Below are 25,970 nucleotides of genomic sequence, written 5' to 3' on the forward strand. Positions count from 1 at the left end.
TTAGTATCGAATGCGAGAATTCGTCAAACACGGCCACGGGCGTGGGGGCGCGCCGGCGAAGTGCGGGGAGTGCGATGAACGAGCAAGGGGACGCGCTGGCCGAGAGGCTGGCCTGGCTGCGTGAGAACTTCCCCGACCCCGACACCGGAAAGCCGCGCGAGGTCAGGGAAATCTCCGCGGCCACCGGGATCAGCCTGTCGCAGCTCTACAAGATCTTGTCGGGCGAGTCGCCGAACCCGGGGTGGCAGCACCTGCGGGCGCTCGCCGAGTTCTTCGGCGTGCCGCTCGACGCGTTCAACTCCGGCGACCACGGCGACGAGGTGCGCGCGCAGCTGGCGACCCTGGTGGAGCTCCGGGAGCTGCGCGACAGCGGCGTGGAGTCGATCTCGTTGCGCGGGCTGACCCAGGCGCAGGCCGACCGCATCCGGGGCGTGGTGGAGGACCTGCGCGCCAGCAACACGGTGAGGCGCGATGAGCCATGATCATGATCCCGACCCGATGCCCACGTCGTTCCGCTGCGCGCGCCTGGTGATCGACGTGCGCCCTGGTCACGACGACACCCCTGACGATCGCTCGCAACGCGACATGACCGCGCGGTGCCACGAGCTGGCAGGCGCGCTCCCGCTGCCGACGCCGTGGGACCTGCGCACCTTCATCGCCGAGCTGTCGGAGGCCCGCGGACGCCCGATCGAGCTGCGCCAGGTGTCCACAGTGGAGTCCGAAAGTCCGTGCGGTGCGCTGATCTCGCTCTCGGACCGGGACGTGATCGGCTACGTGCCCAGCACCCCGCTGCACGAGGAGCACATCATCCTGCACGAGGTGGGGCACCTGGTGTGCGGGCACTCCGACACCAAGCTGGCGGATTCCCCGATGGTCGCCGCCCTGGTCCCGGACCTCTCGCCGGAACTCATCCGCAGCGTCCTGGGACGGTCGCCGAGCGCGTTCGACGCCGCGGCCGAGCAGCAGGCCGAACTGGTCGCGAGCCTGTACCTGTACCGCGCGGGCCGCGCTCCGGCTCCGCCGCGGCGCGTGCGCAAGCAGGCCGCGCCCGGCCGCACCCTGCGCGAGATCCAGGCGACCTTCGACAGCGCCCGCCGGCGGGGGCCCGAGAAGCGATGACCAGCGTCGTCCTGCAGTGCGCCGGGATCATCGCCGTGCTGGCCGCGCTCAGCAAGGCCGCTCAGGTCCAGCTCCGCCGCGAGACCCGGCCCAGCGTGCTCTACCTGTGCGGTGCGATCGGCAGCGTCGGGCTGTCCGCGGCGCTGGTCGCTCCGGCTTCCCTGGCCCTGGTGTCGGAGTGGGAGCCGATCGCCAACGTCGGTCGCCTGGTCGCCAACGTCCTGGCCATGGTCGCGGCGGTGTGCGTGCACGGCCTGCTGGCGCACCTGCTGCACGAGTCCGCCCGCGCCCGCCGCGTGATGAAGGTCCAAGTGCCGGTGATGCTCACCGCGGCGGCGCTGATGGCGGTGCTGCTGCTCGGGGCCGGGGTCCCGTCCCACCCGTCCTTCTTGGGCGCCTACGCCGACCATCCGCGCGTGGCGGCCTACCTCCTCGTGTTCGCCCTCTACATCGGGTGGGCCACCACGGTGTTCGCCCTGTTCGTCGGCCGCTACGTCGTGCAGACCACGGGTCTGTGGCTGCGCGCGGGGCTGCGGACGATCCAGGCGGGGTGCGTCGCTTCTGCGGCCTGGGCGGTGGCCAAGATCGGTGCTGCGCTCTCGGTGGTCGGCGGCCGCGACCCCGGCGTGCTGGTCCCGGTGGCGGGGACGTGCGCCGCGGTGTGCGTGGTGCTGGTGGCCCTCGGCGCGACCATGCCGGTCTGGGGGCCGCGCTGCGCGGTCCTCGCGTCCTGGGTGCGCGCGGCGCACCAGGTCCGGAGGCTGCACCCGCTGTGGCACCGGCTCGCCACCGAACTGCCGCAGATCACGCTGCCGTCCGAGATGTACGCGCGGGCCGACGCCCGCTTCGCGCTGTACCGGCGGGTGGTGGAGATCCGGGACGCGCAGCTCGTGCTGCGCTCCCACGTCCACCCGGACGCGGCTTCCTGGGCGCAGCAGGAAGCGGAGCGGGCCGGGCTCGGCGAGCGGCGCGCGCACCAGGTCGTCGAGGCCGCATCGCTCGCGGTCGCGCTGGACTCCCACGCCGCGGGGCGTCCGCACCGGTCCCGGCCGGGCGAGAGCGCGGTGCCCTACCGCGGGGTGGCCTCCGACCCGCACACCGAGGCGGCGTGGCTGATCGGGCTCGGCCGGCTCGTGGACCGCTCACCGATCGTGGCGAACGCTCGCGCCCGGGCCGAAGCGGATCAGACGGCGTAGAGCAGGGTCGTGAACAGGCCGCCTCCGACGACGGCTCCGACGATCGCGCCCGCGGTGACCTGCGCGGTGGTGTGGTCGCGGATCTGCACGCGGGACCACGAGATCGCCGCCACGAGCACCATCAGGGCCCACCACGCCGGGTGGTAGATCACCGCGAGGATCACCACCGCTCCCGAGGCCACCGCCGAGTGCATGGACACCTTCCACCAGGCCGTGATCGCGCCCGTGACGAACAGGGAGCCGATCATGGAGATGTCGAGCGCGATCAGCGGCCACGGAGCGCCCAGGGCCACGAGCAGGCCGAGCCCGACCAGGCTCATGACGATCAGCGCGAGGAACGGCACGGCTCGCCCGGCCCGGTCGCGCACGTGGTGGCTGTCCCACCGCCCGGTGCGAGCGCCCCAGACGATCACACCCATCGGCAGGATGCTGCTGGTGGCGGCCACCAGCAGGCCCCAGCCGAGCGCGGGCAGCAGCCGGTGGGTGGCCTGCCACGCCACGGCCAGCGGCAGCAGCACCACGATCACCCACGGCGCGAACACCTCGGTGAGGACGTGCGCGGCGCGCGCCCTCGCTCCGCGAGCAGGGCTGACGTCGGTGGAGTCGGTCATGGTGTCCTCGGTCATCGGGCGGGCGTCCACAGGCAGAGTTTCACATGCCCGGCGCGCGGGGCCGGGAGCAGCTCACCCGTTGCCTCGGGCGGACCGCAGCCCCGGCCCGCGAGGAGTTCTGGACCCGCGCTCGTGACGAGTCGTGTTGGGATCGCTACGGTTTCCACATCGGACTGATGAAAAAGGAGATGTGACAACATGACTGAAACCATCATGCTTCTGGTGCACTCGCCGGGAGGTATCGCTTCCGGGGGAACACTCTTGGTGACGGCCCTCTTCCTGCTGGTCTTCCCGCTGCGGGGTGGGCACGGCAAGCACGCGGGGGCCGGTCCCGGCGCCCTCGACGTGTGGCAGGTGCAGCGGAACGCCACCCAGCCGATCGCCAAGTTCACTGAATTCACAACGCTTCTCATGGAGATGATGCGCGAGGAGCGGGAGCTCGAACCGGGGGTCCGGGTGCGCGCGAGGACGGAACCGCCGCCCTACGTCGGCAAGCACCGCCTGGTCGTTCCGTTCGTAGTTGAGACCTTTCACCCCAGGGTGAAGGTTCTTCTAGGCCCTGGGGTGACGCGACCACACTGAGTCAGGTCAGGCCGCTTTCCTCCGCCAGCTCGTGCAAGGTCGAGTCGAAGAGCTGATCGGCGTGGAACAGGTCGAACGGGAAGCGGCCGAAGACCTCCAGCGCGATGTGCCCGTACAAGCGCACCCACCAGCGCATCAGGAAGTAGACCGCCTCGGCGTCCAGCGCTTCCGGGGGCATCTCGATGCCCTCGCTGGAGAAGGCGTCGGCCAGGGACTTCTGCTGGGCCGACAGGTCCGGCAGGTCCACCGGCTCCTTGACCTTGTCCTCGACGTTGGGGTTCTCCCACAACATCGGGGCGACGATGCTCAGGAACACCCCGGCGAAGCGATCCGGTTGCTGGGCGCGGTCCTTCGGCGTGGCGAAGACCAGCGCGAACTCCTTGGGGTGGGCCAGCGCCCACGACCGGAACCGGCGGCAGACCGCGAAGGTGCGGTCCAGGAAGCTCTCGCTGGCCGGGTCGAACGCGGCCGACAGGTCCTCGGAGAGCTCGGCGCAGATGTCGTCGCACAGCTGCCCCAGCAGGTCTTCGCGGGAGGAGTAGTAGCGGTAGAGGGCGGGAGCGGTGATGCCCAGCTCGCGGGCGATCGCTCGGAGCGTCACCGCGTCGCTGCCGTGCTCGGCGAGCAGCATCCGGGCGCGTCGCCGGATGTCGTGCTCGGTGGCCGCCCGCGCGCGCTCGCGCGGAGACAGCTCGGTCATGTCCCCTACCCCTCGGTCCAGGATTGGCGTCCGGCTCGTGGGACGTCGAGTCAGACCGTAACGGGCGTCACCATCGGGCTCCAAGACGTCCTGTGTGGACGACATGAGCTGCGTCTCGTGCGAATGATTTCGCCGTTTCGATTGTTCAAGCTCGAAGACTGCAAGTCGTGGCCGAACCTGGAGGTCGGATGTCCGCCGAACAAGTCACCGTGTACAGCAGGCCGGGCTGCCCGTTCTGCATGGCTCTGCGCTCCGGGCTCAAGCGCTCGGGCCTGGCCTACGACGAGGTCGACATCTGGCAGGACCCGGAAGCGGCGAGCGTCGTGCGCTCCATCGCCGATGGCAACGAGACCGTGCCGACCGTGGTGATCGGGGACTGGAAGGCGGTCAACCCCTCGGCCCGCGAGGTGATCGCGGCCGTGACCGAGCACGCCCCGCACCTGCTCCCCGCCTGAGGTGCTGCGCTGAGGGCCGACCGCACGGGGGGCGTTGCGGCCGGCCCACAGCAGGTTGCGATCGTCGATGGCGCGAATACCGACGAGCGACAACCTGTTCAGTTTGACGGCAACTCCCCTGGAAAAGATCCACCTTGACGCCTGAATTCGCTCGAACGGTGGATCAATGGCGGAATAATCATTTGTGTCCGAGAGCACATGAATATCGCGATTCACTGCGTTTCGCCTGCTCAAAAGCCTATTCGTGCCTTTTGCTCGATCTTTTCCGGGATTCGGCCGGATCGTGTTTGCCGGGTGCGTCCGACGACGCGACCGGATAGTGGGATTCGCCGTGATGGCTGGTGTCGACGGGCTCTCCTGGAACAGGATCCACCCGCGCGGGAATTTCGGATCGGGGTTCGGTCGTCCGGTCGTCGTCCGCCGGCTTGGGTTGGGCGGCGAAGAAGGTCGCGACGGTGTTGAGCCGGTCCGCGAACCAATCCGCGTCGATCTTCGGTTCGATGAGCGCTGCGGTGATTGCCATGGCTCCAGCCTGCGATTTCAGGGGTGCGGACCGGATCCGTACGGCTACTCAGTTGTTACCTATGAGTAACGTCACGGGCTGCTGCAGACGGGTGACGTAGGAACCCGCTGTGGCACTGCGCGTGTGCCCCCTGGCTCACACGATCAAGCCAAACGGGGATCGCGTCCTTACGCTGGTGATGAGCAGGGTGTTGCGGTGCGTGTCGTATCCGCGCCGGATGCTTCTGCTGCGCAACTCGGAAAGGTATGGTCTAGACCATGTCGCGTTTGACTGGTGTCGGAGTCAGCTCCGGCCGCGCCGCCGGGCCGATCGCCCGGGTGGCCGACCCGTTGCCCGAGCCCGCCGCCACCCCCGCCCCGACCGACCAGGTCGCCGAGGCCGCACGGATCCGCCCCGCCGCCGACGCGGTCGCCGACGGGTTGTTCCAGCGCGCAGGCAGGGTCGGCGGGGACGCCAAGGCCGTGCTGGAGACCACCGCGGCGATGGCCATGGACCCGGCCCTGATCTCGCAGGCCGAGCAGCTCGTCGCCACCCGGTCGGTGCCCGCCGCCCGCGCCGTCCACGAGGCCGCCAACGGTTTCGCCGACGCGCTGCGCGCCGCCGGTGGGTACATGGCCGAGCGCGCCCGCGACGTCCACGACGTGCGGGACCGGATCATCGCCGAGCTCGCAGGCGTGACACCGCCCGGCGTCCCCGAGCTCTCCGCCCCGAGCGTTCTCGTGGCGCGCGACCTCGCGCCCGCCGACACCGCCGACCTCGATCCGAAGCTGGTTCTCGCGCTGGTCACCGAGGAAGGCGGACCCACCAGCCACACCGCGATCCTCGCGCGTGCGCTGGGGATCCCGGCCGTCGTCGCGGTTCGCGGCGTGCTCGACGCGATCGCCGCCGGCGCCACCGTCGACGGCGACGAGGGCGACGTCGAGCTCTCCGAGACCGCGGTGGAGGTGCGCGCCGCCCAGCCGCCCGCGCACGCCGAATGGGACGGCGTCGGGCAGACCGCCGACGGGGTGCCGGTCAAGGTACTCGCCAACGTCGGGTCGGCCACCGACTCCACCGGTGCGGTCGCGGCAGGGGCGCAAGGCGTCGGGCTGTTCCGCACCGAGTTCTGCTACCTCGGCGCCGATGCCGAACCCGACGTGGCCACCCAGCGCGCCGCCTACGCCGAGGTGCTCACCCCGTTCGCGGGCAAGCCCGTGATCGTGAGGACCCTCGACGCGGGCGCCGACAAACCGCTGTCGTTCCTGGACATGGGGACCGAGCCGAACCCGGCGCTGGGCGTGCGCGGGCTGCGGGTCGCCTTCGACCAGCCCGACCTGCTCGACAAGCAGCTCGAAGCCATCGCCGGTGCCGCCCAGGACACCGGAGCCGAGGTGTCGGTGATGGCGCCGATGGTCGCCACCGCCGACGAGGCCGGCTGGTTCGCCGAACGCGCCCGCGCAGGCGGTCTCGACCGGGCGGGCGTGATGATCGAGGTGCCCGCGGCAGCGCTCTCGGCGTCGGAGATCCTGCAGGCGGTGGACTTCGTCAGCATCGGCACCAACGACCTGGCGCAGTACGTCTTCGCCGCCGACCGGATGGCCGGCGCGCTCGCCGGCCTCAACGACCCGTGGCAGCCCGCGCTGCTGCGGCTCATCGCGATGATCGGCCAGGCGGGTCGACAGGTCGACAAATCGGTAGGTGTCTGCGGCGAGGCCGCCTCCGACCCGCACCTGGCCGGAGTGCTGGCGGGACTGGGCGTCACGAGCGTGTCGATGAACGCCTCGGCCGTCCGAGCCGTCGGCGCCGCTCTCGCGCAGCACCCGCACGCCACGTTCCGCAAGGCGGCGGAGGCCGCGCTGGAGGCGCCCAGCGCGGCGGCGGCGCGGCAGACCACGAAGACGACCCTGGCCTGACCCCGGCGGGGAGCGCCGAGCGGATCACTCCTGCTCTTCGGACTCCCCGTCCTGGTCGAGGCCGTGCTCGATGGCGTAGCGGGCCAGCTCGACGCGGTTGTGCAGCTGCAGCTTGCGCAAGGTCGACTGCACGTGGTTCTCCACCGTGCGGTGGGAGATCACCAGCTTGGTCGCGATCTGCCGGGCCGTCATGCCCTTGGCGACCAGGCGCAGCACGTCGGTCTCGCGCTCGGTCAGCTGCGGGGCCTGGTGCTCGGAATCCGGCGTGATCGCCATCCGGCGGTACTCGCCCAACACCAGCCCGGCCAGCCCCGCGGTGAACACCGCGTCTCCGGCGGCCGTGCGGCGGACCGCGTCCACCAGCTCCTCCGCCGACGCGGACTTGACCAGGTAGCCCGAAGCACCGGCCTTCACCGCCTCCAGCACGTCGGCGTGCTCGCCGCTGGCCGACAGCACCAGCACCCGCGTGCCGGGGATCTCCTGGGTGATCTGCAGCGTGGCCTCAACACCCGAGGTGTCCCCGAGGTTGAGGTCCATCAGCACCACGTCGGGCGTCACCGTCCGCGCGATCCGCAGCGCCGACGTGGCGTCGCTCGCGGTGGCGCGGACCTCGAAACCGCGCTCGCTCAAATCGCGCGCGACGCCGTCCCGCCACATCGGGTGGTCGTCGACGACCATCACGGTGACCGGCGGTTCGCTCATCGCTGTCCTCCTCGGCGGCGTTTCGGCTCCGCGGTGCGCGGGACCCGGACCTCCCACTCGGTCCCCTCGCCCGGCGCCGTGTCGAGAGTGATCATCCCACCCAAGGCGGTGACCCGTCCCTTGATGGACTTCGCGATCCCCATCCGCCCCTCGGCCGCGGCCTCGTCCAACCGCCCCTCGGGAATTCCCGGTCCGTCGTCGCGGACGCTGAGCACGATCTCGTCGGGCAGCTCCTCCAGCAGCACCCACGCCTGGGTCTGCTCGCCCGCGTGCTTGTCGACGTTGGCCAGCGCCTCCCGGACCACCGCCGCGAGATCCGCGCTGAGCTGCTCGCTCAGCAGAACCGGGTTGCCCGGTACCGAGACGTGCACCCGCGCGGTGCGCAGGACCTGCAGCCGGGCCGCCAGATCGGTCTCACCGTCCTCTGTGGTCTCCGGCTTGGTGGCGATCAGCGAGCGCAGCTTGATCTCCTGCTCCCCGGCCAGTTCCGCGAGCTCGGCCGCTTCCCCGCCGAGCTCCGCGCCGCGCCGGCGAACCCTGGCCAGCACCTGCAGAACGCTGTCGTGGATGGACCGCGCCAGCCGTTCCCGTTCCGCCGTGGCGGCTTCGGTGCGCAGCGCGTGCGCGAGTCGCTCGGTGGACCGGCGCGCGTGGTCGGAGTTCAAGCCGATCACCAGCCCCACCCCGATGAGCAGCACCGTGTCCAGCGCCATGTCCGAGCCGATCCGGCCCCGCACCAGCAGGTTTCCCGCCGCCTCGATGATCCCGGTGGCGAGACCGCCCGTCATCCCCCACTGCACGGCCGCCGCGGTGACCCCGGTGGAGTGCCAGACCGTCACCACCGACGGGTCCGGCGAGTTCATCTGCGTCTCGGTCAGGATGAGCTCGTTGAGCAGGAACAGCGCGTTGACCACCACGACGTCGGCGGCCACCAGGCGGTTGGTGCGACCGGCCCTGGTCCGGTACTTCCAGACGGTGAACGCGGTCCACACGGCCATGCAGGCCAAGCAGGCCGCCGCCAGCCGCGGCCGCTCGTACTTGTCGTACAACATGACGAACCAGGACGCGGCGTAGAAGAACGCCACGATGCGAAAGACGTTGTGCCCTCGCCACAGCGGCGTTCGACCGTCGGCCACGTGCGGTGGCACCGGCGATGCGTGCGAACCCGTCAACTCGAACCCCTTCCCCGGCGACCATCCTGCCCCACGCGGGCTCCGTTGTGGAATCGCGTGGGCGGGAATGCGAAATGCCCCGCACTCGTCCGATCCGCCGATCGGCAACGCCCGGTCGGGGGTGTTCACCGCGAAACGCCGTTCGCGGTTTTCCCGTTGTGCTTCGGTGTGCTCATTCGCTGTGCCAGGCTCCGGGCCGGAGGTGGCAATGCGGGACTGGTTGTTGTGGCGGATGCGCCCTGCTGCGATCGGCTACGTCCTGCTGGTCCAAGCGCTGGCGCTCGCGTTGGTCGTCCTCGTGTTCGTGACCGGTCGGCAACCGGGCGCCGACGACCTGATGAACTTCGCCGCGCTCGCCTCGACCGCGGGCGCGACCATCGTGATCACCTCGGTGTCGATCAACATCCGGCGGCAGATCCGTCGCGACCCGTGGACCCTGCACATCGTCTACCTCGCAGCCGGAATCCTGCTGCTGCCACCGAATCTTCTCGTGCTCCTGCTGCTCGGGCCCACGCTGCACGGAGTTCTGCACGACCGGCCCGAAGCGCACCGCTGGCTGTTCACCACCGCCGCCACCACCGTCGCCACGTTCGCCGCGCGGTTGGTCGCCGGCTGGGACGAACCGGTGTGGACGGGATCGAGCTTCTTCGCCGTCGGCGTGGTGCTGCTCGTCGTGCGGGCAGTGGTGGTCGCGGGCGGACTCCAGCTGCGCGAGCCCGGAGCTGCGCGCACGACCGTGCTCGGCGAACCCATCGACGTGCTGCTGGGCATCGTCGGAGCGAGCCTCGGCGGGCTGATGGCCGTCGCGATGGTGGCCGCTCCGCTCGCCGCGCTGCTCGCCGGGCCTCCGATGATCCTGCTCGACCTCGCCAGCCAGCTCCCGCAGTGGCGGCGGAGCGCCCAGCACGACGGCAAGACCGGGCTGGCCAACTCCACGCACTGGGAACGCCTCGCCCGGGTCGAGCTGATGCGCGCCCGCCAGCGGCAGCAACCGGCCGCGCTGCTGCTCCTGGACCTCGACCGCTTCAAGCGGGTCAACGACGAGCTCGGCCACCTGGCCGGCGACACCGTGCTGGCCGAGTTCGCGCGGATGCTCCAGAAGAACGTCCGCCGCGACGACCTGGTGGGTCGCTTCGGCGGTGAGGAGTTCGTCGTGCTGCTGCCCGGCACCCAGGACGAGACCGCCTACCGGGTCGCGGACCGGATCCGGGCGTCCACCACGACCTTGTCGGTGCGCGCCCGCGACATCCACGGCGAGAACCGGGAACTCACCGGGCTGACCGTCAGCATCGGGGTGGCGACCACGGGCCGGTTCGACTACGAGCTGACCGACCTGCTGGTGGCCGCGGACGCCGCGATGCTCGCAGCCAAAGCAGCAGGCCGAAACGCAGTCACAGTGGCTTGAGTTCTCTTTTATCCGGCTTGCGTGGCGGTGCGGGTGGCGGAACCTGACACGTCTTCTGGACTCCGTGCGCCACTCCTGATGTATGCCAATACACGGCGTCGCGGCGTACTCGCCAGAAGACGTGTCAGAACCCGCGGCGGTGCGGGCTGAGTCCCACACTTGAAACAACGGCACCCGCCGCGGCGGTGCCGGCTGAGTCCCACACCTGACACAGCGGCTACCGCCGCATTTGACATGACCCTCAGCGGGCCGGGTGTCTAGTTCTTCTTCTCGTCGTCGGGTTCGTCCGCGTCGGCCTTCTTGTCCACGACGTCGTCGTCGGACTCGTCGTCCGCGGGCTTCGTGGAGTCACCGGGTTTCGGTTCTCCGGCGGAGGGGGCGTTCAGGAACTCCTCCTCGTCGGCGAGCAGCGCGCGGATCGCCGAGTTGAGCACCGCGACCATGGGGATCGCCAGCAGCGCGCCGACGATGCCGTTGATGACCACGCCGATGCTGATCGCCAGCACGACGCCCAGCGCGTGGATCCGCACCGCGCGACCGAGGATCAGCGGCTGGAGCACGTTGCCCTCCAGCTGCTGCACGGCCAGCACGATGCCGACCAGGATCACCGCGACGACCCAGCCCTTGGTCACCAGCGCGATCAGCACCGCGACAGCCCCCGAGGCGACGGCACCGATGATCGGCACGAAGCCGCCGAGGAACACCAGTGCGGCCAGCGGGATCGCCAGCGGAACGCCCAGCAGGACCAGTCCGAGCCCGATGCCCAGCGCGTCCACCACGGCGACCAGCACGGTCGCGCGCACGAACCCGACCAGCGAGGTGAACCCGGCGATGCCCGCGTGGTCCACCCGGTCGCGCACCTGGCGCGGTGCCAACCGGACCAGGAACAGCCAGACGCGGCGACCGTCGTAGAGGAAGTAGATGAGCGTGAACAGCGCGAGCACCAGTCCGGTCAGGAAGTTGCCGAACGTGGAGGCCGTGGACAGCGCGCCGCTGGTCAGCGCGGCCTGGTTGGTCTGCAGCCACTCGCGCGCCTGCTCCAGGTACTGGCCGATCTGCGCCTCGTTGATGTGCAGCGGGGAGATCGCCAACCAGGACTTCAGCGCGTCGAGGCTCGCCAGCACCTGGCGCTGCAGGTCGGGGAACCCGTTGATGAACGCGTTGATGACGAAGCTGAACACCCCGCCGACCACCGCGAGACCGCCGATCAGCACGAGTGCCGTCGCCAGCGCCTGGGGAACCCTGCGGTGCGCCAGCCACGACACCAGCGGCGCCAGCAGTGCCGCCAGCAGCAGCGCGATGGCCACCGGGATCACCACGACGTAGATCCGCCCGATGATCATGCCCAGCACGTACAGGCTGGCGGCGATCACCAGCAATCGCCAGCTCACCGCCGCGGACACCCGGAGCACCCGGGGGATCGCCGTCGAAGCGTCTTCCGGCCTGCTGATCTTGAGCTCGCTCACCCCGTCACCGTAGCGCCGATCACCGGGCGCCAACCGCACAACGTCCTTCCTGATCCACAACCGCACGTGAACACCGATCCGGCCCGGTTCCTCCCGCGGGTCCGGGCTTGCGGGAACCGCGGTTCCCGCGCGGGTGGGCGTGGGGTGGATGTCCGGTTCGGGCGGATCGGCAAGTCGAGGTGTGTAACACGATGTAGCGAACCGGCTTCTCTGCGCTTACGGAAGACGACCTTGTTTTGACAGAGTTCCCGTCGCGAGGGAGGACGAAGCTCCGTGGGGGAGCCACAGCAGGCCGAGGAGGTTCTGGCACCGCGATGTCCGTCCGTGACCGTACGACGCAGACCGCCGCACGGCGGTTCCTGGGCCGTGCCCTGGTCCTGGCGGGCACGGCGGCAGCCGGAACCTCCGCGGCCTTGCTGTTCGGCCAGCCCGCGGAAGCGGAGCCCGACGAACCCGTCGGGGAGCTCGTCGAGCCTCCTCCGCTGACCGGAGCTCCGGTGCTGTCCGAGGCCGCCGCGCTCACCGGCGATGCCGCGGACCTCCCGGAGGCCGCGCTGGAGAAGGTGCAGCAGGCCGGACCCGCTTCGTTCCCGCTCGAGCAGTTGGACCCGCTCGAGCTCGTGCCCGGCGAACCGGTCGGGCACCTGGTCGGCGGTCTCGACGAGGAGACCGCCGAGACACCCGAGACGTCCGAGGAGACCGGACCTCCCACTGCGCCGGTGGAACCCGTCGCAGGGCCGGACCGGCAGGCGGACAGCCCGCTGCCGGAACCGGTCGTGAGCATCCCCGAACCCGAGCAGCCCGCGGCACATCCGCAGGTGAACAGCCTTGTCCGGGCGACCGGACACCCCGTACCGGCCGTTCCGCCCGTCCCCGAGCACGAGTACCCGGGCGGAATCTCGGCGTTGCCCGCTTCATCCGGCTGCGCCACGACGTCGGACGGCCACCAGCAGGGATCCGGTCTGCCCGGCTGGTACCCGGCGGCGCCGCGCGCCGACGACGTCCGCCCGGACGCGTGCGCGGACGACCGCGACGAGGTGCTGCGCGGGGTGCCGTCGCCGCGCCCCGGCGCGACGCCCGACTGACCCGCTGACCGGCCGTGATTCGCAGTGTGGCGAACCAGCGTGCCGGCGACTTCGCGATCTGAGTCCACCGCCGCCCGCCCATGATCAAGTTCTGATGACGGTGCGGCGCTCGAAGTTGATTTCCCCCCGGAACGCGGGGAGCCTTGTGAAGGAGAAGATCCATGCAGACTTGGGCGAAGCGCGGCGTGCAGACCGCGCTGGTCACTGGTGGCATGCTGGCCGTCGGAACGGGGGTCGCTTCCGCCGGGGATGCCTGTCAGCAGCGTCCGATGCCGTTGGGAGAGTCGGTGTTCCCGCCCGCGCTCGACGAGACTGCGCCGCTGGGCCGTTGCCTGGCCGGAGACCTGTTCGCAGACGGTGCGCAGCACACCAGGCCGGTGGTGGAAACCCGCCGCGGTCAGCTCGACGAGTCCGCTGCCGAGCTGACCCGCGAGATCCCCGCGATCCGGTTCCAGGAGTCGCCGCTCAAGCTCGCGGGCTGGGCGGCTGATCCCTCCGAGGCCAAGCCGCTCGACCTGCGCCGTTCGCCGCAGGGCCAGGCCCCGGTCACCCCGGCCGAGGGTTTCCACCGCTCGCTGAGCTGGTCCGCGTCGATCGGCGACGTCGTGCGCGAGCGCGCCGCGGACCGCGGTCCGCAGACGGCCGAGCTGGTCATCCCGCACGACGACCTCGTCTACTTCGACGGTTTCGGCCCGGCCAACGGGATCATCGAGCTCTACGAGGGCGCGCTGTCCGCTCGCGAGGAGGTCCCGGTCGAGACCGGTGGGCTGCTGGCCACCGACTCGGTCGACCTGACCTCCGCCGACGTGGGCGGTCTGCGCAGCGACCTGCGCACCGTGCCGCCGCTCGTGCTGTCCGCGGCACTGGCCGAGCCCCCGGCTCCCCCGGCCGCCCCGGTGGACTTCGTGCCGCTGGACGTGCCGGGCGAGCGCCAGGCCCCGGCCACCGAGGTGCCCCCGCTGTCCGGCCTCTCGCTGCTGGAGCTGTCGAAGGTGCCGGGCGCGGTCGAGCGCGGCGGACCGGGCCTATCCGCGCCGATCCCGGGCTTCGGGAAGCTCAACGCCCTGCAGGACGGGCAGACCTCCGGACCGGCGCCGAGCCGGATCACCGCCGCGCTGGAGGACACCGTGCTCTCCGCGCGGACGATGGTCGCGCCCCGATCCGAGCTGCCGCTGCTGTCCGGCATGACCGGTGCTCCCGACGTCACCCTGCCGATGCCGGCCATCAGCCCCGAGATGATGCACCGCTTCGACAACGCCGAGACCGTCGTGATGAACCGCATCTGATCGACCTCGACGAACGAGGCCCCGTCCAGCCGGACGGGGCCTCGTTCGCGTCAGGGGGTCACAGCGGTTCGGGCGTGACCGGCGGCTTCTCCGCCCGGGGGATGTCCACCGGCGTCCGGTCCCGCTCGCGCCACCACAGGTAGCCGTTGTAGGCCAGGTAAGCGACGCCGAAGTAGACGTAGGAGTTGCCGACGAACTGCTCGAAGAAGCTCCAGGTCAGCTCGAGGCCCTTGCCCTGCGGCATCTTCCAGTGCGGGCCCATCATGAAGAACGAGCCGATCAGCGTCGTCATCAGCAGCATCGCCCAGTCGCGCCGCACGTAGGCCGCACCGGCCAGCAGCACGAGCCCGGGGATGGCCCAGACCCAGTGGTGCGACCAGGAGATCGGCGAGAGCAGCAGCCCGAGCACGCCGTTGAGCACCACGGCTGTCGGCAGGTCCCGCTGGCGGATGGCGTTGATCATCCCCAGCACGGCCAGCCCCAGCACGAGCAGCGCGATCACGGCCAGCACGAGCGTCAGGTTCGGCGCGCTGAGCTTCGACAGCAGCGACTTCAGCGACTGGTTGCCCGCGTAGGTCGATGCGTCACCGGTGAACTTCGGCCCGAAGTTGACGTGGCTGTTGGCGAACATCTCCTGGAGCCAGAACCGGCGGGCGTTGTCGAAGGTGATCAGCAACCCGACCAGCGCGGTCGCCACGAAGGTCAGCAACGAGACCGCGATGGTCCTGAAGTCCTTGCGCAGCAGCGGGAGGAGCAGGAACACCAGCGGCGTGAGCTTGATGCCCGCGGCGATGCCGATCAGCAGCCCGCGCGGGTAGGGCAGCTTCTTGGTGCCCTCCACCCGCCACAGCAGGTCCACCACGACCAGCGCCATCAGCACGATGTTGATCTGCGCGTAGGTGATGGTCTCCATCACCGGCTCGCTGATCGTGGCGAACGGCAGCACGACGGCGGTCACCAGCAGCACCCTGTCCCGGTGCGCCTGCAGGAACGTCGACTCTCGCAGCACCACGTACAGCGTGGTCAGCAGCGCGAGGTGGCTGACCAGCATGATCACCGCGGTGGACAGCACCTTGGGCACCAGCGCCAGCGGCGCGAACACGATGGCGGCGAACGGCGGGTAGATGAACGGCAGCAGCAGGCCGGACTCGGTGGGCGGCAGGTTGTGGTAGAGGTCGCGGCCCGCCAGCAGCGCCTGGGCGCCCTGCCGGTAGACCTCTCCGTCGATGTGGTCGTGGGTGTTGACGGTCGAGACCACCACGATGGCGATCAGTTCAGCGATCGCGATGACGGTCAACAGCGACCGGTGACCACGCATTCGCTCGGCCAGCGGAACCAGATCCGCGGTTCCGGGCATTGGCATGCACCATCCTCTCGGTACCACTGCCGCTCAAGGGTAGAGATGGCCTCGGCGCAGTCGGACGTGCGGGATCGGGCGGGAACCCGTTCGTCACGCACTCTCTATCGATAGCGGTTCCGAGATGTTTCGCGGGGCTTTCTCGATCGTGTTTCACCTGCATGAATGATCAAAATCCGGTCTTCGAGGTGACGCGTGGGGAAGGTGGTGCAGAAGCCTTGACGCAGCGTTATAAGCGGAGCGTGAAACCACCATTACGGGTGGTCGCTTTGCTCTTGAAAAGCTCCTACCAACAAGGGGAGGCTCGGACGGACTGCTCCGTTTGGTGGGGAGGGAGGGGGCCGAATGAGTGTCCTTGACGTGGCTGCAGCCCAGCTGGCACCGATGTGGGACGAACTCGTCAGCGGGCTGAACGTCGGGGTGCTGCTGACCGATGAGCGCGGCCAGGTGCTGGCCACGAACGACGTCGCCGCCGAGCTGATGCAGCTGGACCGCGCCGACCTGCTGACCGGAACCCGTCCCCACGACTGGCAGGTCCGCGACGACACCGGTTCGCCGATGCCCGACTGGGCAGACCTGGCCGGTCAGGTGCTGCGCGCCGGCTGCCCGCTGTCCATCCCGCTCGTCATCATCAACGGTCGCACCGAGAGCCGCATCTGGGCCGACTACCACGCCGTGACGGTGCAGGGGCGCAGGCGAGTCCTGGTCCTGCTGCAGTCCGTCGAGACCGACGTCTCGCACTCCTCCGGGCTGCTCGACCCGCTGACCGGTCTGCCCGGCCGCGTGCTGCTGCTGGACCGCCTCGAGCAGTCGCTGGTCCGCTCCCGCATGCGCGGGACGCTCTCGACCCTGGTGCTCATCGACGTCCAGCAGCTGGCCGAGTTCAACGCCACGCACGGCTTCGAGCGCGGCGACGAGATGCTCTCGATGCTGGCCGGTCGGCTTCGAGAAGGGCTCAGCGACGAGCACACCGTCGCGCGCTACGGCGGGGACGAGTTCGCCGTGGTCGCCGAACACCCCAGCGGAACGGGCGAGCGCATCGCCGCCCACGCGCGCGAGGTGGCCGGCTGGCCGATGCGCGTCGGCCGCAAGCGGGTCCGCCCGGGCCTGCGCGTTTCCTGGGTGACCACCGACGGCCTGGCCTCGGTGCACTCGGTGCTGGCCCGCGCGGAGCAGCAGCTCGCGTCGCGGGTCGGTTCCTAGAAGGACCTGGTCGCCGACTAGGAGGGAGGTACTGCGTGGGTCGAACAACCCCTGCTGAACGAAGCGGGGCACCCACGGTGAGGTGGGTGCCCCGCTTCTGCTCGGCGAAGGTCAGCTGTCGGTCTCGCCCGCGATGAAGTCCTCGACGGCCTGGTAGGCGTCGGAGTCGGAGTACTGCTCCGGAGGCGACTTCATGAAGTACGAGGACGCCGACAGGATCGGTCCCCCGACACCGCGGTCCTTGGCGATCTTGGCGGCGCGGATCGCGTCGATGATGATGCCCGCCGAGTTCGGCGAGTCCCACACCTCGAGCTTGTACTCCAGGTTCAGCGGCACGTCGCCGAAGGCGCGACCCTCGAGCCGGATGTAGGCCCACTTGCGGTCGTCCAGCCACGGCACGTAGTCCGACGGACCGATGTGCACGTTGCGCTTGCCCAGGTCGCGGTCGACCTGCGACGTCACCGACTGCGTCTTGGAGGTCTTCTTGGACTCCAGCCGCTCCAGCTCCTTCATGTTCATGAAGTCCATGTTGCCGCCGACGTTGAGCTGCATCGTGCGGTCCAGGTGCACGCCCCGGTCCTCGAACAGCTTGGCCAGCACGCGGTGCGTGATGGTGGCGCCGACCTGCGACTTGATGTCGTCGCCGACGATCGGCACGCCGGCCTCGGTGAACTTCGCCGCCCACTCCGGGTCGGAGGCGATGAACACCGGTAGCGCGTTGACGAAGGCCACGCCCGCGTCGATCGCGCACTGCGCGTAGAACTTGTCGGCGTCCTCGGACCCGACCGGCAGGTAGGACACCAGGACGTCGACCTCGGCGTCGCGCAGCGCCTGGACCACGTCGACCGGCTGCTCGTCGGACTCCTCGATGGTCTCCCGGTAGAACCGGCCGAGACCGTCGTGGGTGTGGCCGCGCTGCACGGTGACGCCCAGCGGGGGGACGTCGGCGATCTTGATGGTGTTGTTCTCGCTGGCGACGATGGCCTCGGAGAGGTCCCGACCCACCTTCTTGGCGTCCACGTCGAACGCGGCGACGAACTTCACGTCGCTGACGTGGTAGTCGCCGAAGGCGACGTGCATCAACCCGGGCACCCTGGTGCCCGGATCGGCGTCGGAGTAGTAGTGCACGCCCTGCACCAGCGATGCAGCGCAGTTCCCAACGCCGACGATCGCCACTCGCACCGCGCGACCGGGACGATCTCCGCCCATGGCAGGGCCCTCCTTCTTGGTCATCTGTCGTGTCCTTGCGTGATTTGAGCCGGTGGCTGGTGACCCGCATCCGGGTTCCCACCGGCATCGGGTCGCCCGGTCGCCGAGGCAGCTGCCTGCTCGACTCGTTCGGCCTCGATGATCTCGTCCAGCCAGCGAACCTCGCGTTCGCTGTGGTCCAGCCGGAGCCGGTGCAGTTCCCGCGTGTAGCGGTCCAGGCAGTCCCCGGAACGGGCCAGCGCGCTGCGCAGACCCTCCTGCCGCTCCTCCACTCGACGGCGCCGGGCCAGCAGGATGCGCATCCGCGCCTCGGCCGGCGTGCGGGAGAAGAACACCACGTGCACGCCGAAGGCGTTGTCCTCGCAGGCTCGGGGACCGCTGTCGGTGACGAGCTCGTCGAAGCGCTGCTCACCGGCGGTGGTGATGCGGTACACGCGGCGGGCGCGGCGGCCCCAGGCCTTCGACTCCTCGGTGTCCGATTCCTCCTCGATCAGCCCGGACCGGCACAGCCTGCGCAACGTCGGGTAGAGCGAACCGCAGGACAGCGCGCGGAACACGCCGAGAGTGTCGTTGAGCTGCTTGCGCAGCTCGTAGCCGTGCATCGAGGTGTTGTGCAGCAGCCCGAGCACCGCGAGTTCGAGCATCTGCACCTCCTACGAGCGTCTAATAGGCGCCGCGAATAATGACGAGTGTCAACGCTGACCCGGGCACCGCGCTGGAGTATATCGCGCCGATATATCGGGCTTCACCATCGAGCGGTGCCGGGGGTGTTCGGCGTCACCGCACGTGACAGCGGAGATACCCGCCTGCCCTGAACGGCGCATGGAGCGGACCGAGGCGGCACGTACCCTGTGGTCGTGCGGACCCAAAGGCAAGTGGTCGACTACGCGTTGCAGCGCCGGGCGCTGCTCGCGCAGTTGCACGCTGGCCGCGTCGGGGTGATGGAGGTCTGCGACGCCGACCCGTACCTTCTTCAGGCGGCGAAGTTCCACGGTGAACCCAGCGACACCACCTGCCCCGTGTGCAGGAAGGAAGAGCTGACCCAGGTCTCCTGGGTGTTCGGCGACGCTCTCAAGCACGCGTCCGGATCGGCGCGCAAGCCCGAAGAGCTGGACCGGATGGCCAACCTGTTCGAGGAGTTCAACGTCTACGTCGTTGAGGTGTGCCGCACATGTAACTGGAACCACCTGGTGCTGTCCTACGTGCTCGGGACCGACGGCTTGAACAACGGCCGATCCGGGCGCAAGACTGCAGCGGAGTGAGATCGGTCGTGCACCCGGCACGCCCAACCGCGCCGATGCGGCGCACCCCCGACGTGAACGCATCACCGGCGTCGCCCCGACGCCTGTCCTGGAGGCCAACTCGTGAACGACGAGCGTGACGACCATGGCAAGGGCCGCCACTCCCGGCATCCGAACCCCGACGGTCGCCCCACGCCACCCCCACCGCAGCACCCGGGCCAGCAGCCGGGCGGTCAGCAAGGACCGCCGCAGCGCCCGGCCGGTGGGCCCCCGCCGCCGAACGGTGGTCCGGCGTGGCCGGGAGAGCAGCCCGGTGGTCGTCCGGGAGCCGGTGGTCAGCAGCCCCCGCCCCCACCGGGACGTCCCGGTCAGGCAGGCGGGCAGCCGCCGCAGTGGCCCGGGGCCGAGACCCCGGAGGAGTCGACCGGTGCCTGGACGCCGTCGTTCGACGACGACTCCGCGCCGGGTTCGAGCTCGCTGAGCAGCCGGTTAAGCGGAGAGGACGACGCGACGAGCTACTCGCCGTCGCCGCCTCCCCCGCCTCCCGGCCGTCCGGGACAGCAGCCCGCCGGGCAGCAGCCTCCGCCGGGCCGTCCCCCGCAACCGCCGGGCGAAGCGCCGACGCAGAACCTCCCGCAGGCCCCGAGCAGCGGTGACCGGGGAGGTTCCGGTGCGTCCGGAGCCGCCGCGGCCGGAGCTGCCGGCGCGGCAGGAGCCGCAGGAGCCGCTGCCGCTGGTGGAGCCGCAGCCGCCGGCGGGGCCGGTGCTGGTGCGGCCGGTGCCGCTTCGGGGAGCCCCGGTTTCTCCCGCGAGCCGAACCTGCTGACGCACTCGGACCAGGCGACGTACAACTACTACGCTGATGATCTTGATGACGACCCGTACGGCGACGACCAGCTCGGCGACCGCAGCAGCACCGGCGCCGCGGACGTCGGCGGTGCCGGGTACCCGGGCAGAGATGACAGCGAGGATCCGGACGACGAAATGAGTGCCGCCCAAGCCAAGCGCGCCGTCATGTGGCGGCGGATCCGCCGGACCTGCTACGTGGGTGCGGCAGCGGCAGTGATCATCCCGACGCTGGTGTTCATCTACGGCTACCTCTTCTGGGAGGCGCCGGACGAGCAGAAGCTGCTCAACATGAAGCAGCCGATCACCATCACCTACGCGGACGACTCGCCGCTGGCGACGGTGAGCTCGGACGGTTCGCGCGAGGTGATCCGCGACCTCAACGACGTGTCCAAGCCGCTGCGCGACGCGACGATCTCCGCCGAGGACGCGAGCTTCTACACCAACCCCGGCTTCGACTTCCAGGGCATCGCCCGGTCGGTGTTCTTCATGTTCACCGGCTCCGGCGTCGGCGGTGGCTCCACCATCACCCAGCAGTTCATCAAGCTGGACCTGGAGCTCAACAAGTCGGACCCGACCTACGTCCGCAAGATCAAGGAGATCGTGCTGGCGTTCAAGATCACCAACGAGCGGACGAAGGACGACATCCTGCTGTCGTACCTCAACACCGCTTACTACGGCCGAGGCGCCAACGGCATCACCGCGGCGGCCAACGCCTACTTCGGCAAGAAGCCCAGCGAGATCACGCCGGCCGAGGCCTCGGTGCTGGCGGGCATGGTGCAGCGCCCGAAGGGCAACGACCCGCGCGAGGACCTGGAGCAGGCCGACACGCGGTTCAACTACGTCCTCGACCAGATGGTCAAGAACGGGCTCCTGCCCGCGTCCGAGCGCCAGGGCCTGCAGCTCCCGGAGACCCGGGGTCAGAACGACTGGCGGATCGACCGGCGGCTGACACCGGACCAGTTCAAGATCAAGGACCAGGTGCTCCGCGAGCTGGAGGAGACCGGCTACGACGAGGACACGCTGGCCCGCGAGGGTTACAAGATCAAGACGACGATCGACCCGCGAGCGCAGAAGGCGGCGGTCGACGCGGCCACCACCCAGGCGGAGAACACGCTGCCGGACAACATCAAGACGTCGCTGGTGGCGATCGAGCCGAAGACCGGTGAGGTCAAGGCCTACTACGGCGGCGGCGGTGACGTCGGCGGGTACGACTGGGCGGTCGCGCCCACCGAACCCGGGTCGTCGTTCAAGCCGTTCGCGGTGCTGGCGGGGCTGCACAAGGGCCTGGGCATCGGTGAGTTCTACGACGGCAGCAGCCCGCAGAAGATCGCGGGAACCGACTTCGCCAACGCCCCGAACGTGGCCTGCGACGTGCCGACCCATTGCGGTGTTCGCGAGGCGATGACGAAGTCGGTGAACACCGTGTTCGTCAACATCGCGACCCGGACCGGACCACCGGCCATCGCCGAGGCCGCGCACGCCGCCGGCATTCCCGAGGAGTACAAGTCGGGCAAGGGCTCCACCAAGACCTTGCAGAACTCCAACGGCGACACCCAGTCCGGTGTCGCGCTGGGCATGTACCCGGTCAAGCCGATCGACATGGCCAACGCGTACGCGACGCTGGCGAACCAGGGGAAGTCCCACACCCCGCACCTGGTCAGCGAGATCACGCCGCGCGAAGGGCCGCCGGTCAAGGTCCACAACGAGCCGGTCAAGACGCTCTACGACGAGTCGGAGTCGGAAGCCGCGAAGCTGGCCTACAACACCATCGCGTCGATGTTCGAGGTCGCCGACCACGCCAAGCGCGGCCTGGACGGCAACCGGCCGGTGATGTCCAAGACCGGTACGCACCAGTACCTGGACACCAAGGACAACGCCACCGCGTGGATGATCGGTGCCACGCCGCAGCTGTCCGCGTCGGTGTCGATGCTGGCCAGCGAGAACGGCCGCAACGTCCCGCTGGAGGACAACTCGGGCACCAGCTTCTACGGCGGCAAGTACCCGGCGATGGTGTGGCAGCAGTTCATGAACAACTACCACAAGGGCCTCAAGGTCGAGCAGTTCAAGAAGGCCGACACCATCGGTCAGTTCCAGGACATCCCGCTGCCGCCGCCTCCGACATCGTCGGAGCCGCCGTCCTCGTCGGAACCGCCGCCCACGATGCCGAGCGATTCGCAGGACCAGGACCCGACCACCAGCAAGACCAAGCCCGGTGACGACGAAGGCTGCGGTGGCTTCTTCGAGCCGCCGTGCCCGTCGGACACGAGCAGTCCCGACGAGCCCGGTGACGTCGCACCGACGCGTCGGTTCGGCGAGTAGCCGGAGCTGATCCGAGAGGGGCATCCGCCGACCCGGCGGGTGCCCCTCCGGCTTTTCCGGGCCAAGTAGCATCCGGGCGTGTCCACCAACGAAACCGCCGATCGGGCAACAGCGGCGTCCTCGGGCAACGAGTTAGCGGCGGCGGTGGACAGCTCGTCCCTCTCACCTGCGGACCGCATCCCGCCGACCTGGACCGAACCGCTCCCCCGCAAGGTCAGCCGCCTCTTCGGCGGACCGCTGGGCAGGCACGCGCAGGTCGGGCGGCAGTGGTTCTGGACCCCGCTGCGGGTGATCCTGCTGCTCGCGGTGCTGACGCTGGCGGCGGCGTGGCTGTTCAAGGCCCCCTGCCAGATCACCTACGACACCAGCAGCGGGCCGCAGCTGGACTGGCGGAACAGCAAGCAGTACACCGCCATGTGCTACACCGACATCATCCCGCGCTACGGCGTGGGAGATCTCGCTCCCGACGACGCGTTCCCGTACAAGACGGGGTGGGTGGAGAACCAGGGCACGCCCAAGGAGCAGGTCCGGTACATGGAATACCCGGTGCTGACCGGGATCTTCCAGTGGATCAACGCCCGCGCCGCCGACGGCTGGGCCACCCTGGCCGGTTTCGGCTGGCTGCCCGGCGGGCTGGCCAGCGTGCTGTACTTCAACGTCACCGCGTTCTGGCTCGCCGCGGCCTGGCTGGTGACGATCTGGGCGCTGGTGCTGCTGGCTCGCCGCCGCGTCTGGGACGTCGCGCTCGCCGCGGTCTCACCGCTGGTCGTGGCGCACGCCTTCACCAACTTCGACGCGCTGGCCGCGGCGCTGGGCACCGCTGGGCTGCTCGCGTGGTCGCGACGACGACCCGTGCTGGCCGGGGTGCTGATCGGCATCGGTGGAGCCGCCAAGCTCTACCCTCTGTTCTTGCTCGGACCGCTGCTGATCCTCGCCTGGCGCGCGGGGAAGCTGCCCGACGCCGTGCGGGCGGTGCTGGCCGCCGCACTGGCGTGGCTGGCGGTGAACGTCCCGATCCTGCTGGCGTACCCGGCGGGCTGGGGCGAGTTCTTCCGGTTGAACAGCCAGCGCTCGGCCGACCCGGACTCGCTCTACAACGTGCTGATGCACTTCACCGGCTGGGGCGGGTTCGACGGTCAGCTGCCGCCGGGCGCGACACCGGTGGTGCTCAACGCCGTCAGCCTCGGGCTGTTCCTGCTGGCGTGCCTGGCGATCGGGTGGCTGGCGCTGGCGGCGCCGACCCGACCGCGGGTCGCGCAGCTGTGCTTCCTGGTGGTGGCGGCGTTCCTGCTGACCAACAAGGTGTGGAGCCCGCAGTACTCGCTGTGGCTGGTGCCGCTGGCGGTGCTGGCGTTGCCGCGCTGGCGGCTGCTGCTGAGCTGGATGATCATCGACGCGGCGGTGTGGGCTCCGCGCATGTACTACTACCTGGGCACGGCGAACAAGGGCTTGCCCGAGGGCTGGTTCCTGGGCGCGGTTCTGGTCCGGGACGCGATGGTCGTGGCGCTGTGCGTGCTGATCATCCGCGAGATCCTCGACCCGGCCCGCGACAAGGTGCGCACCGCGCTGACCGTGCGGGGCGATCACCCCGGCGGCATCGACGATCCGTGCGGCGGCCCGCTCGACGGTTCCCGCGACCGGTTCGTGTTACCCGGTGTCGCTCGTTGGGGGCAGCGGGCTCTCACGCTCACCCGGGGGGCTCTAGCTTCGAAGCGCTGATCCGATCTCTTCGTGGAGGTGCTTCGCAGATGCCAGGTCGCATGCTGACCGTCGTTCTCGCCGCCGTCGCGGTGGCCATCCCCGCCGCGGCCACGGCCGGTGCGGCCGCGCCGCCGGCCCCGGTCCAGGTCCAGCTCGGCGAGGCCCGGTGCCAGGACATGTCGGCCATGGTCGCCGCGATGCCGATGCTGGCGCCCGCGTTCCCCGACCCGGCCCGCACCCCGGTCGTCGAATACCGCATCTCCGCAGGTCCGGACGCGCCGATGACCCCCTTCGAGGTCAAGGTCAACGGTGAGCGCAAGGGTTCCGGTTCGGTGGGGGCCAAGGGCCTGGTCGTTTCCAGCACCTCGCTGCCCAACAACACCCGCACGACGATCCAGGTCACCTCCGGAGACCAGGTCCTAGCAACCCGCACGTACACCCCGGCCTGCTGAGGATCGTCGCCAGATCCCAGTTTTAGTCCAAACTGAGCAGACATTTCGGGCACGAATGCTCCCGCGGGTTCAAGCGGTCGTTGCAACTCCTGTTGTGTTGTAGGGAGTGTGCGCTGGTGGGTCGTCCGGTGGAGCCGCGTGAGGTGCGGGTGGTGTTTTGGGCTGGGGTGCGTGGTGGGTTGTCGTTGGGGGCGGCCAGTGCTGTGGCGGGTGTGTCGTTGACGTCGGGTAAGCGGTGGTTCACCCAGGCTGGCGGGGTGGTGGGTAATGGTGTGGGTGAGTGTTCGGGTCGGTTTTTGTCGTGTGCCGAGCGGGAGGAGATTGCCGTCCTGCGTGCGCAGGGGCATAGCCGGGCCGAGATCGCTCGCCGGTTGGGGCGGCATCGGTCCACGATCGGTCGTGAGCTGGACCGCAACACCACTGGTGAGCGTGGGTATCGGGCCAGTACCGCCCAGAGCGCGAGTCAGCGGCGTGCGCGGCGTCCGAAGACCGCGAAACTGGCTGCCGACACCGAGTTACGCGACCACGTTCAGCAGCGGCTGCGGCAGTGTTGGTCTCCGGAACAGATCAGTGCCAGGCTCGCCGAGGAGTTTCCCGACCGACCGGAGAAGCGGGTGTCGCACGAGTCGATCTATCAGTCTCTGTATGTGCAGGGCAGGGGCGCATTGCGCCGGGAGTTGGCCACGTGTCTGCGGACCGGCCGGGCGTTGCGCCGGCCACGGCGGATGCCCGATGCCCGGCGGGAACGCGTCGGCCGCATCCCCGACATGATCAGTATTTCCGAGCGGCCCGCGGAGGCCACCGACCGCGCGGTGCCCGGACATTGGGAAGGCGACCTGATCGCCGGTCAGGACAACGGCTCGGTGATCGGCACCCTGGTTGAGCGCTCCACCCGGTTCTGCATGCTGCTACACCTGCCCGAAGGCAAGGACGCTGAGCACGTCAAAAACCAGATGATCACCGCCATCCACACCCTGCCCACCCACTTGCGCAGGTCTCTGACCTGGGACCAGGGCAGCGAAATGGCCAGGCACACCGACATCACCCTGGCCACAGACCTCGATATCTACTTCTGCGACCCCCACAGCCCCTGGCAACGCGGCACCAACGAAAACACCAACGGCCTGCTCCGCCAGTACTTCCCCAAAGGCACCGACCTCTCCCGGCACAGCCCCGAACACCTCGCCGACGTCGCCACCGAACTCAACGGCCGCCCCCGCAAAACACTCGCCTGGCGCACCCCCGCCGAAGCACTCCACCAACTACTGTCCACACCAAACCAAGTTGCAACCACCGGTTGAAACCGCCTCCTCGGTTTGGACTAAAACTGGGTGCTGTCGGCCACCCGCTCCACGCGACGGTCCCGGAACGCCTCCGACGTGCCCCTCGCCGGGGGCGAGCTCGGGGGTTGGTCAGGGCTCTTCCCTGAGGTTCCGCAGCCGCCG

The 25,970-nt window shown here is 69.7% G+C and carries 24 protein-coding genes; 15 read left to right on the forward strand and 9 right to left on the reverse strand.

Features of this window, described 5'->3' with window-relative positions:
* The first annotated feature begins 74 nt into the window (after positions 1-74).
* The 3 genes from FHU35_RS16760 to FHU35_RS16770 are packed head-to-tail and all read left to right on the forward strand — an operon-like array spanning position 75 to position 2,315.
* Complete coding sequence (locus tag FHU35_RS16760) at positions 75-482, forward strand: helix-turn-helix domain-containing protein (RefSeq protein ID WP_145740701.1); 408 nt, start codon at positions 75-77, stop codon at positions 480-482.
* Positions 472-1,119, forward strand: coding sequence for a M48 family metalloprotease (locus FHU35_RS16765; RefSeq protein ID WP_145740703.1), 648 nt, complete (start codon positions 472-474; stop codon positions 1,117-1,119). The genes FHU35_RS16760 and FHU35_RS16765 overlap by 11 nt, the downstream gene beginning before the upstream one ends.
* Positions 1,116-2,315 carry an MAB_1171c family putative transporter gene (locus FHU35_RS16770; protein WP_145740705.1) on the forward strand — a complete coding sequence of 400 codons (1,200 nt, stop codon included), beginning with the start codon at positions 1,116-1,118 and terminating at the stop codon, positions 2,313-2,315. Before FHU35_RS16765 ends, FHU35_RS16770 begins: the two co-directional genes overlap by 4 nt.
* Here the strand turns inward: FHU35_RS16770 and FHU35_RS16775 are convergent.
* Positions 2,303-2,941 (reverse strand): phosphatase PAP2 family protein, encoded by a 639-nt coding sequence (locus FHU35_RS16775; RefSeq protein ID WP_425474145.1) that lies wholly within the window; start codon positions 2,939-2,941, stop codon positions 2,303-2,305. The two genes, FHU35_RS16770 and FHU35_RS16775, sit on opposite strands and share 13 nt — an antisense overlap.
* Positions 2,942-3,124: 183 nt before the next feature.
* Between FHU35_RS16775 and FHU35_RS16780 the strand changes: the two genes are divergently transcribed.
* Positions 3,125-3,508, forward strand: a complete 384-nt coding sequence (locus FHU35_RS16780; protein ID WP_145740707.1) for a hypothetical protein — start codon at positions 3,125-3,127, stop codon at positions 3,506-3,508.
* A gap of 1 nt (position 3,509) precedes the next feature.
* Here the strand turns inward: FHU35_RS16780 and FHU35_RS16785 are convergent, their stop codons facing one another.
* Entirely contained in the window at positions 3,510-4,208 is a 699-nt protein-coding gene (locus FHU35_RS16785; RefSeq protein ID WP_145740709.1) for a TetR/AcrR family transcriptional regulator, read from the reverse strand.
* 188 nt (positions 4,209-4,396) lie between these two features.
* Here FHU35_RS16785 and FHU35_RS16790 point away from each other — a divergent pair, with 188 nt between their 5' ends.
* Positions 4,397-4,663 carry a mycoredoxin gene (locus FHU35_RS16790; protein ID WP_145740711.1) on the forward strand — a complete coding sequence of 89 codons (267 nt, stop codon included), beginning with the start codon at positions 4,397-4,399 and terminating at the stop codon, positions 4,661-4,663.
* 238 nt (positions 4,664-4,901) lie between these two features.
* Here FHU35_RS16790 and FHU35_RS16795 read toward each other — a convergent pair whose 3' ends face one another.
* Positions 4,902-5,186 (reverse strand): hypothetical protein, encoded by a 285-nt coding sequence (locus FHU35_RS16795; protein ID WP_145740713.1) that lies wholly within the window; start codon positions 5,184-5,186, stop codon positions 4,902-4,904.
* A 257-nt stretch (positions 5,187-5,443) separates the two neighbouring features.
* Between FHU35_RS16795 and ptsP the strand changes: the two genes are divergently transcribed.
* Positions 5,444-7,078 (forward strand): phosphoenolpyruvate--protein phosphotransferase, encoded by a 1,635-nt coding sequence (gene ptsP, locus FHU35_RS16800; protein WP_145740715.1) that lies wholly within the window; start codon positions 5,444-5,446, stop codon positions 7,076-7,078.
* 24 nt (positions 7,079-7,102) lie between these two features.
* Here the strand turns inward: ptsP and FHU35_RS16805 are convergent, their stop codons facing one another.
* Positions 7,103-7,780, reverse strand: a complete 678-nt coding sequence (locus FHU35_RS16805) for a response regulator (protein ID WP_145740717.1) — start codon at positions 7,778-7,780, stop codon at positions 7,103-7,105.
* On the reverse strand, positions 7,777-8,952 hold the full coding sequence (macS, locus tag FHU35_RS16810) for a MacS family sensor histidine kinase (protein ID WP_222429409.1): 1,176 nt from the start codon (positions 8,950-8,952) through the stop codon (positions 7,777-7,779). Before macS ends, FHU35_RS16805 begins: the two co-directional genes overlap by 4 nt.
* Positions 8,953-9,160: 208 nt before the next feature.
* On the opposite strand from macS, the gene FHU35_RS16815 reads away from it, so the two are divergent.
* Positions 9,161-10,357, forward strand: a complete 1,197-nt coding sequence (locus FHU35_RS16815) for a diguanylate cyclase (protein WP_145740720.1) — start codon at positions 9,161-9,163, stop codon at positions 10,355-10,357.
* A 257-nt stretch (positions 10,358-10,614) separates the two neighbouring features.
* On the opposite strand, the gene FHU35_RS16820 is transcribed toward FHU35_RS16815, so the two are convergent.
* Positions 10,615-11,823 (reverse strand): AI-2E family transporter, encoded by a 1,209-nt coding sequence (locus FHU35_RS16820; RefSeq protein WP_145740722.1) that lies wholly within the window; start codon positions 11,821-11,823, stop codon positions 10,615-10,617.
* Positions 11,824-12,137: 314 nt separating this feature from the next.
* On the opposite strand from FHU35_RS16820, the gene FHU35_RS16825 reads away from it, so the two are divergent.
* Both FHU35_RS16825 and FHU35_RS16830 read left to right on the forward strand, forming a co-directional pair.
* Positions 12,138-12,908, forward strand: coding sequence for a hypothetical protein (locus FHU35_RS16825; protein ID WP_145740724.1), 771 nt, complete (start codon positions 12,138-12,140; stop codon positions 12,906-12,908).
* Between the two features lie 161 nt (positions 12,909-13,069).
* On the forward strand, positions 13,070-14,194 hold the full coding sequence (locus tag FHU35_RS16830; RefSeq protein ID WP_145740726.1) for a hypothetical protein: 1,125 nt from the start codon (positions 13,070-13,072) through the stop codon (positions 14,192-14,194).
* 58 nt (positions 14,195-14,252) lie between these two features.
* Here FHU35_RS16830 and FHU35_RS16835 read toward each other — a convergent pair whose 3' ends face one another.
* The gene (locus FHU35_RS16835) at positions 14,253-15,557 is read right to left on the reverse strand and encodes a glycosyltransferase 87 family protein (RefSeq protein ID WP_145740728.1); all 1,305 of its coding nucleotides are present in this window, start codon (positions 15,555-15,557) and stop codon (positions 14,253-14,255) included.
* A 354-nt stretch (positions 15,558-15,911) separates the two neighbouring features.
* On the opposite strand from FHU35_RS16835, the gene FHU35_RS16840 reads away from it, so the two are divergent.
* A complete protein-coding gene (locus tag FHU35_RS16840; RefSeq protein ID WP_246110361.1) occupies positions 15,912-16,754 on the forward strand; it encodes a GGDEF domain-containing protein in 843 nt (280 codons plus the stop codon).
* A gap of 111 nt (positions 16,755-16,865) precedes the next feature.
* Here FHU35_RS16840 and FHU35_RS16845 read toward each other — a convergent pair whose 3' ends face one another.
* Both FHU35_RS16845 and FHU35_RS16850 read right to left on the reverse strand, forming a co-directional pair.
* Positions 16,866-17,987 (reverse strand): inositol-3-phosphate synthase, encoded by a 1,122-nt coding sequence (locus FHU35_RS16845; RefSeq protein WP_425474146.1) that lies wholly within the window; start codon positions 17,985-17,987, stop codon positions 16,866-16,868.
* A complete protein-coding gene (locus FHU35_RS16850) occupies positions 17,984-18,607 on the reverse strand; it encodes a PadR family transcriptional regulator (protein ID WP_145740733.1) in 624 nt (207 codons plus the stop codon). Before FHU35_RS16850 ends, FHU35_RS16845 begins: the two co-directional genes overlap by 4 nt.
* A 213-nt stretch (positions 18,608-18,820) precedes the next feature.
* On the opposite strand from FHU35_RS16850, the gene FHU35_RS16855 reads away from it, so the two are divergent.
* From FHU35_RS16855 to FHU35_RS16880, 5 genes are all read left to right on the forward strand, one after another.
* Positions 18,821-19,225, forward strand: a complete 405-nt coding sequence (locus FHU35_RS16855) for a DUF5318 domain-containing protein (protein WP_222429410.1) — start codon at positions 18,821-18,823, stop codon at positions 19,223-19,225.
* A 102-nt stretch (positions 19,226-19,327) separates the two neighbouring features.
* On the forward strand, positions 19,328-22,372 hold the full coding sequence (locus FHU35_RS16865) for a transglycosylase domain-containing protein (RefSeq protein WP_186459465.1): 3,045 nt from the start codon (positions 19,328-19,330) through the stop codon (positions 22,370-22,372).
* A gap of 78 nt (positions 22,373-22,450) precedes the next feature.
* Complete coding sequence (locus FHU35_RS16870) at positions 22,451-24,091, forward strand: glycosyltransferase family 87 protein (RefSeq protein ID WP_425474147.1); 1,641 nt, start codon at positions 22,451-22,453, stop codon at positions 24,089-24,091.
* Between the two features lie 29 nt (positions 24,092-24,120).
* Positions 24,121-24,525, forward strand: coding sequence for a hypothetical protein (locus FHU35_RS16875; RefSeq protein ID WP_145740744.1), 405 nt, complete (start codon positions 24,121-24,123; stop codon positions 24,523-24,525).
* An 80-nt stretch (positions 24,526-24,605) separates the two neighbouring features.
* A complete protein-coding gene (locus tag FHU35_RS16880; RefSeq protein ID WP_186459227.1) occupies positions 24,606-25,826 on the forward strand; it encodes an IS30 family transposase in 1,221 nt (406 codons plus the stop codon).
* The last annotated feature ends 144 nt before the right edge of the window (positions 25,827-25,970 follow it).

Origin of the sequence: Saccharopolyspora dendranthemae (genome assembly GCF_007829955.1) — a bacterium.
GTDB classification, from domain to species: domain Bacteria; phylum Actinomycetota; class Actinomycetes; order Mycobacteriales; family Pseudonocardiaceae; genus Saccharopolyspora; species Saccharopolyspora dendranthemae.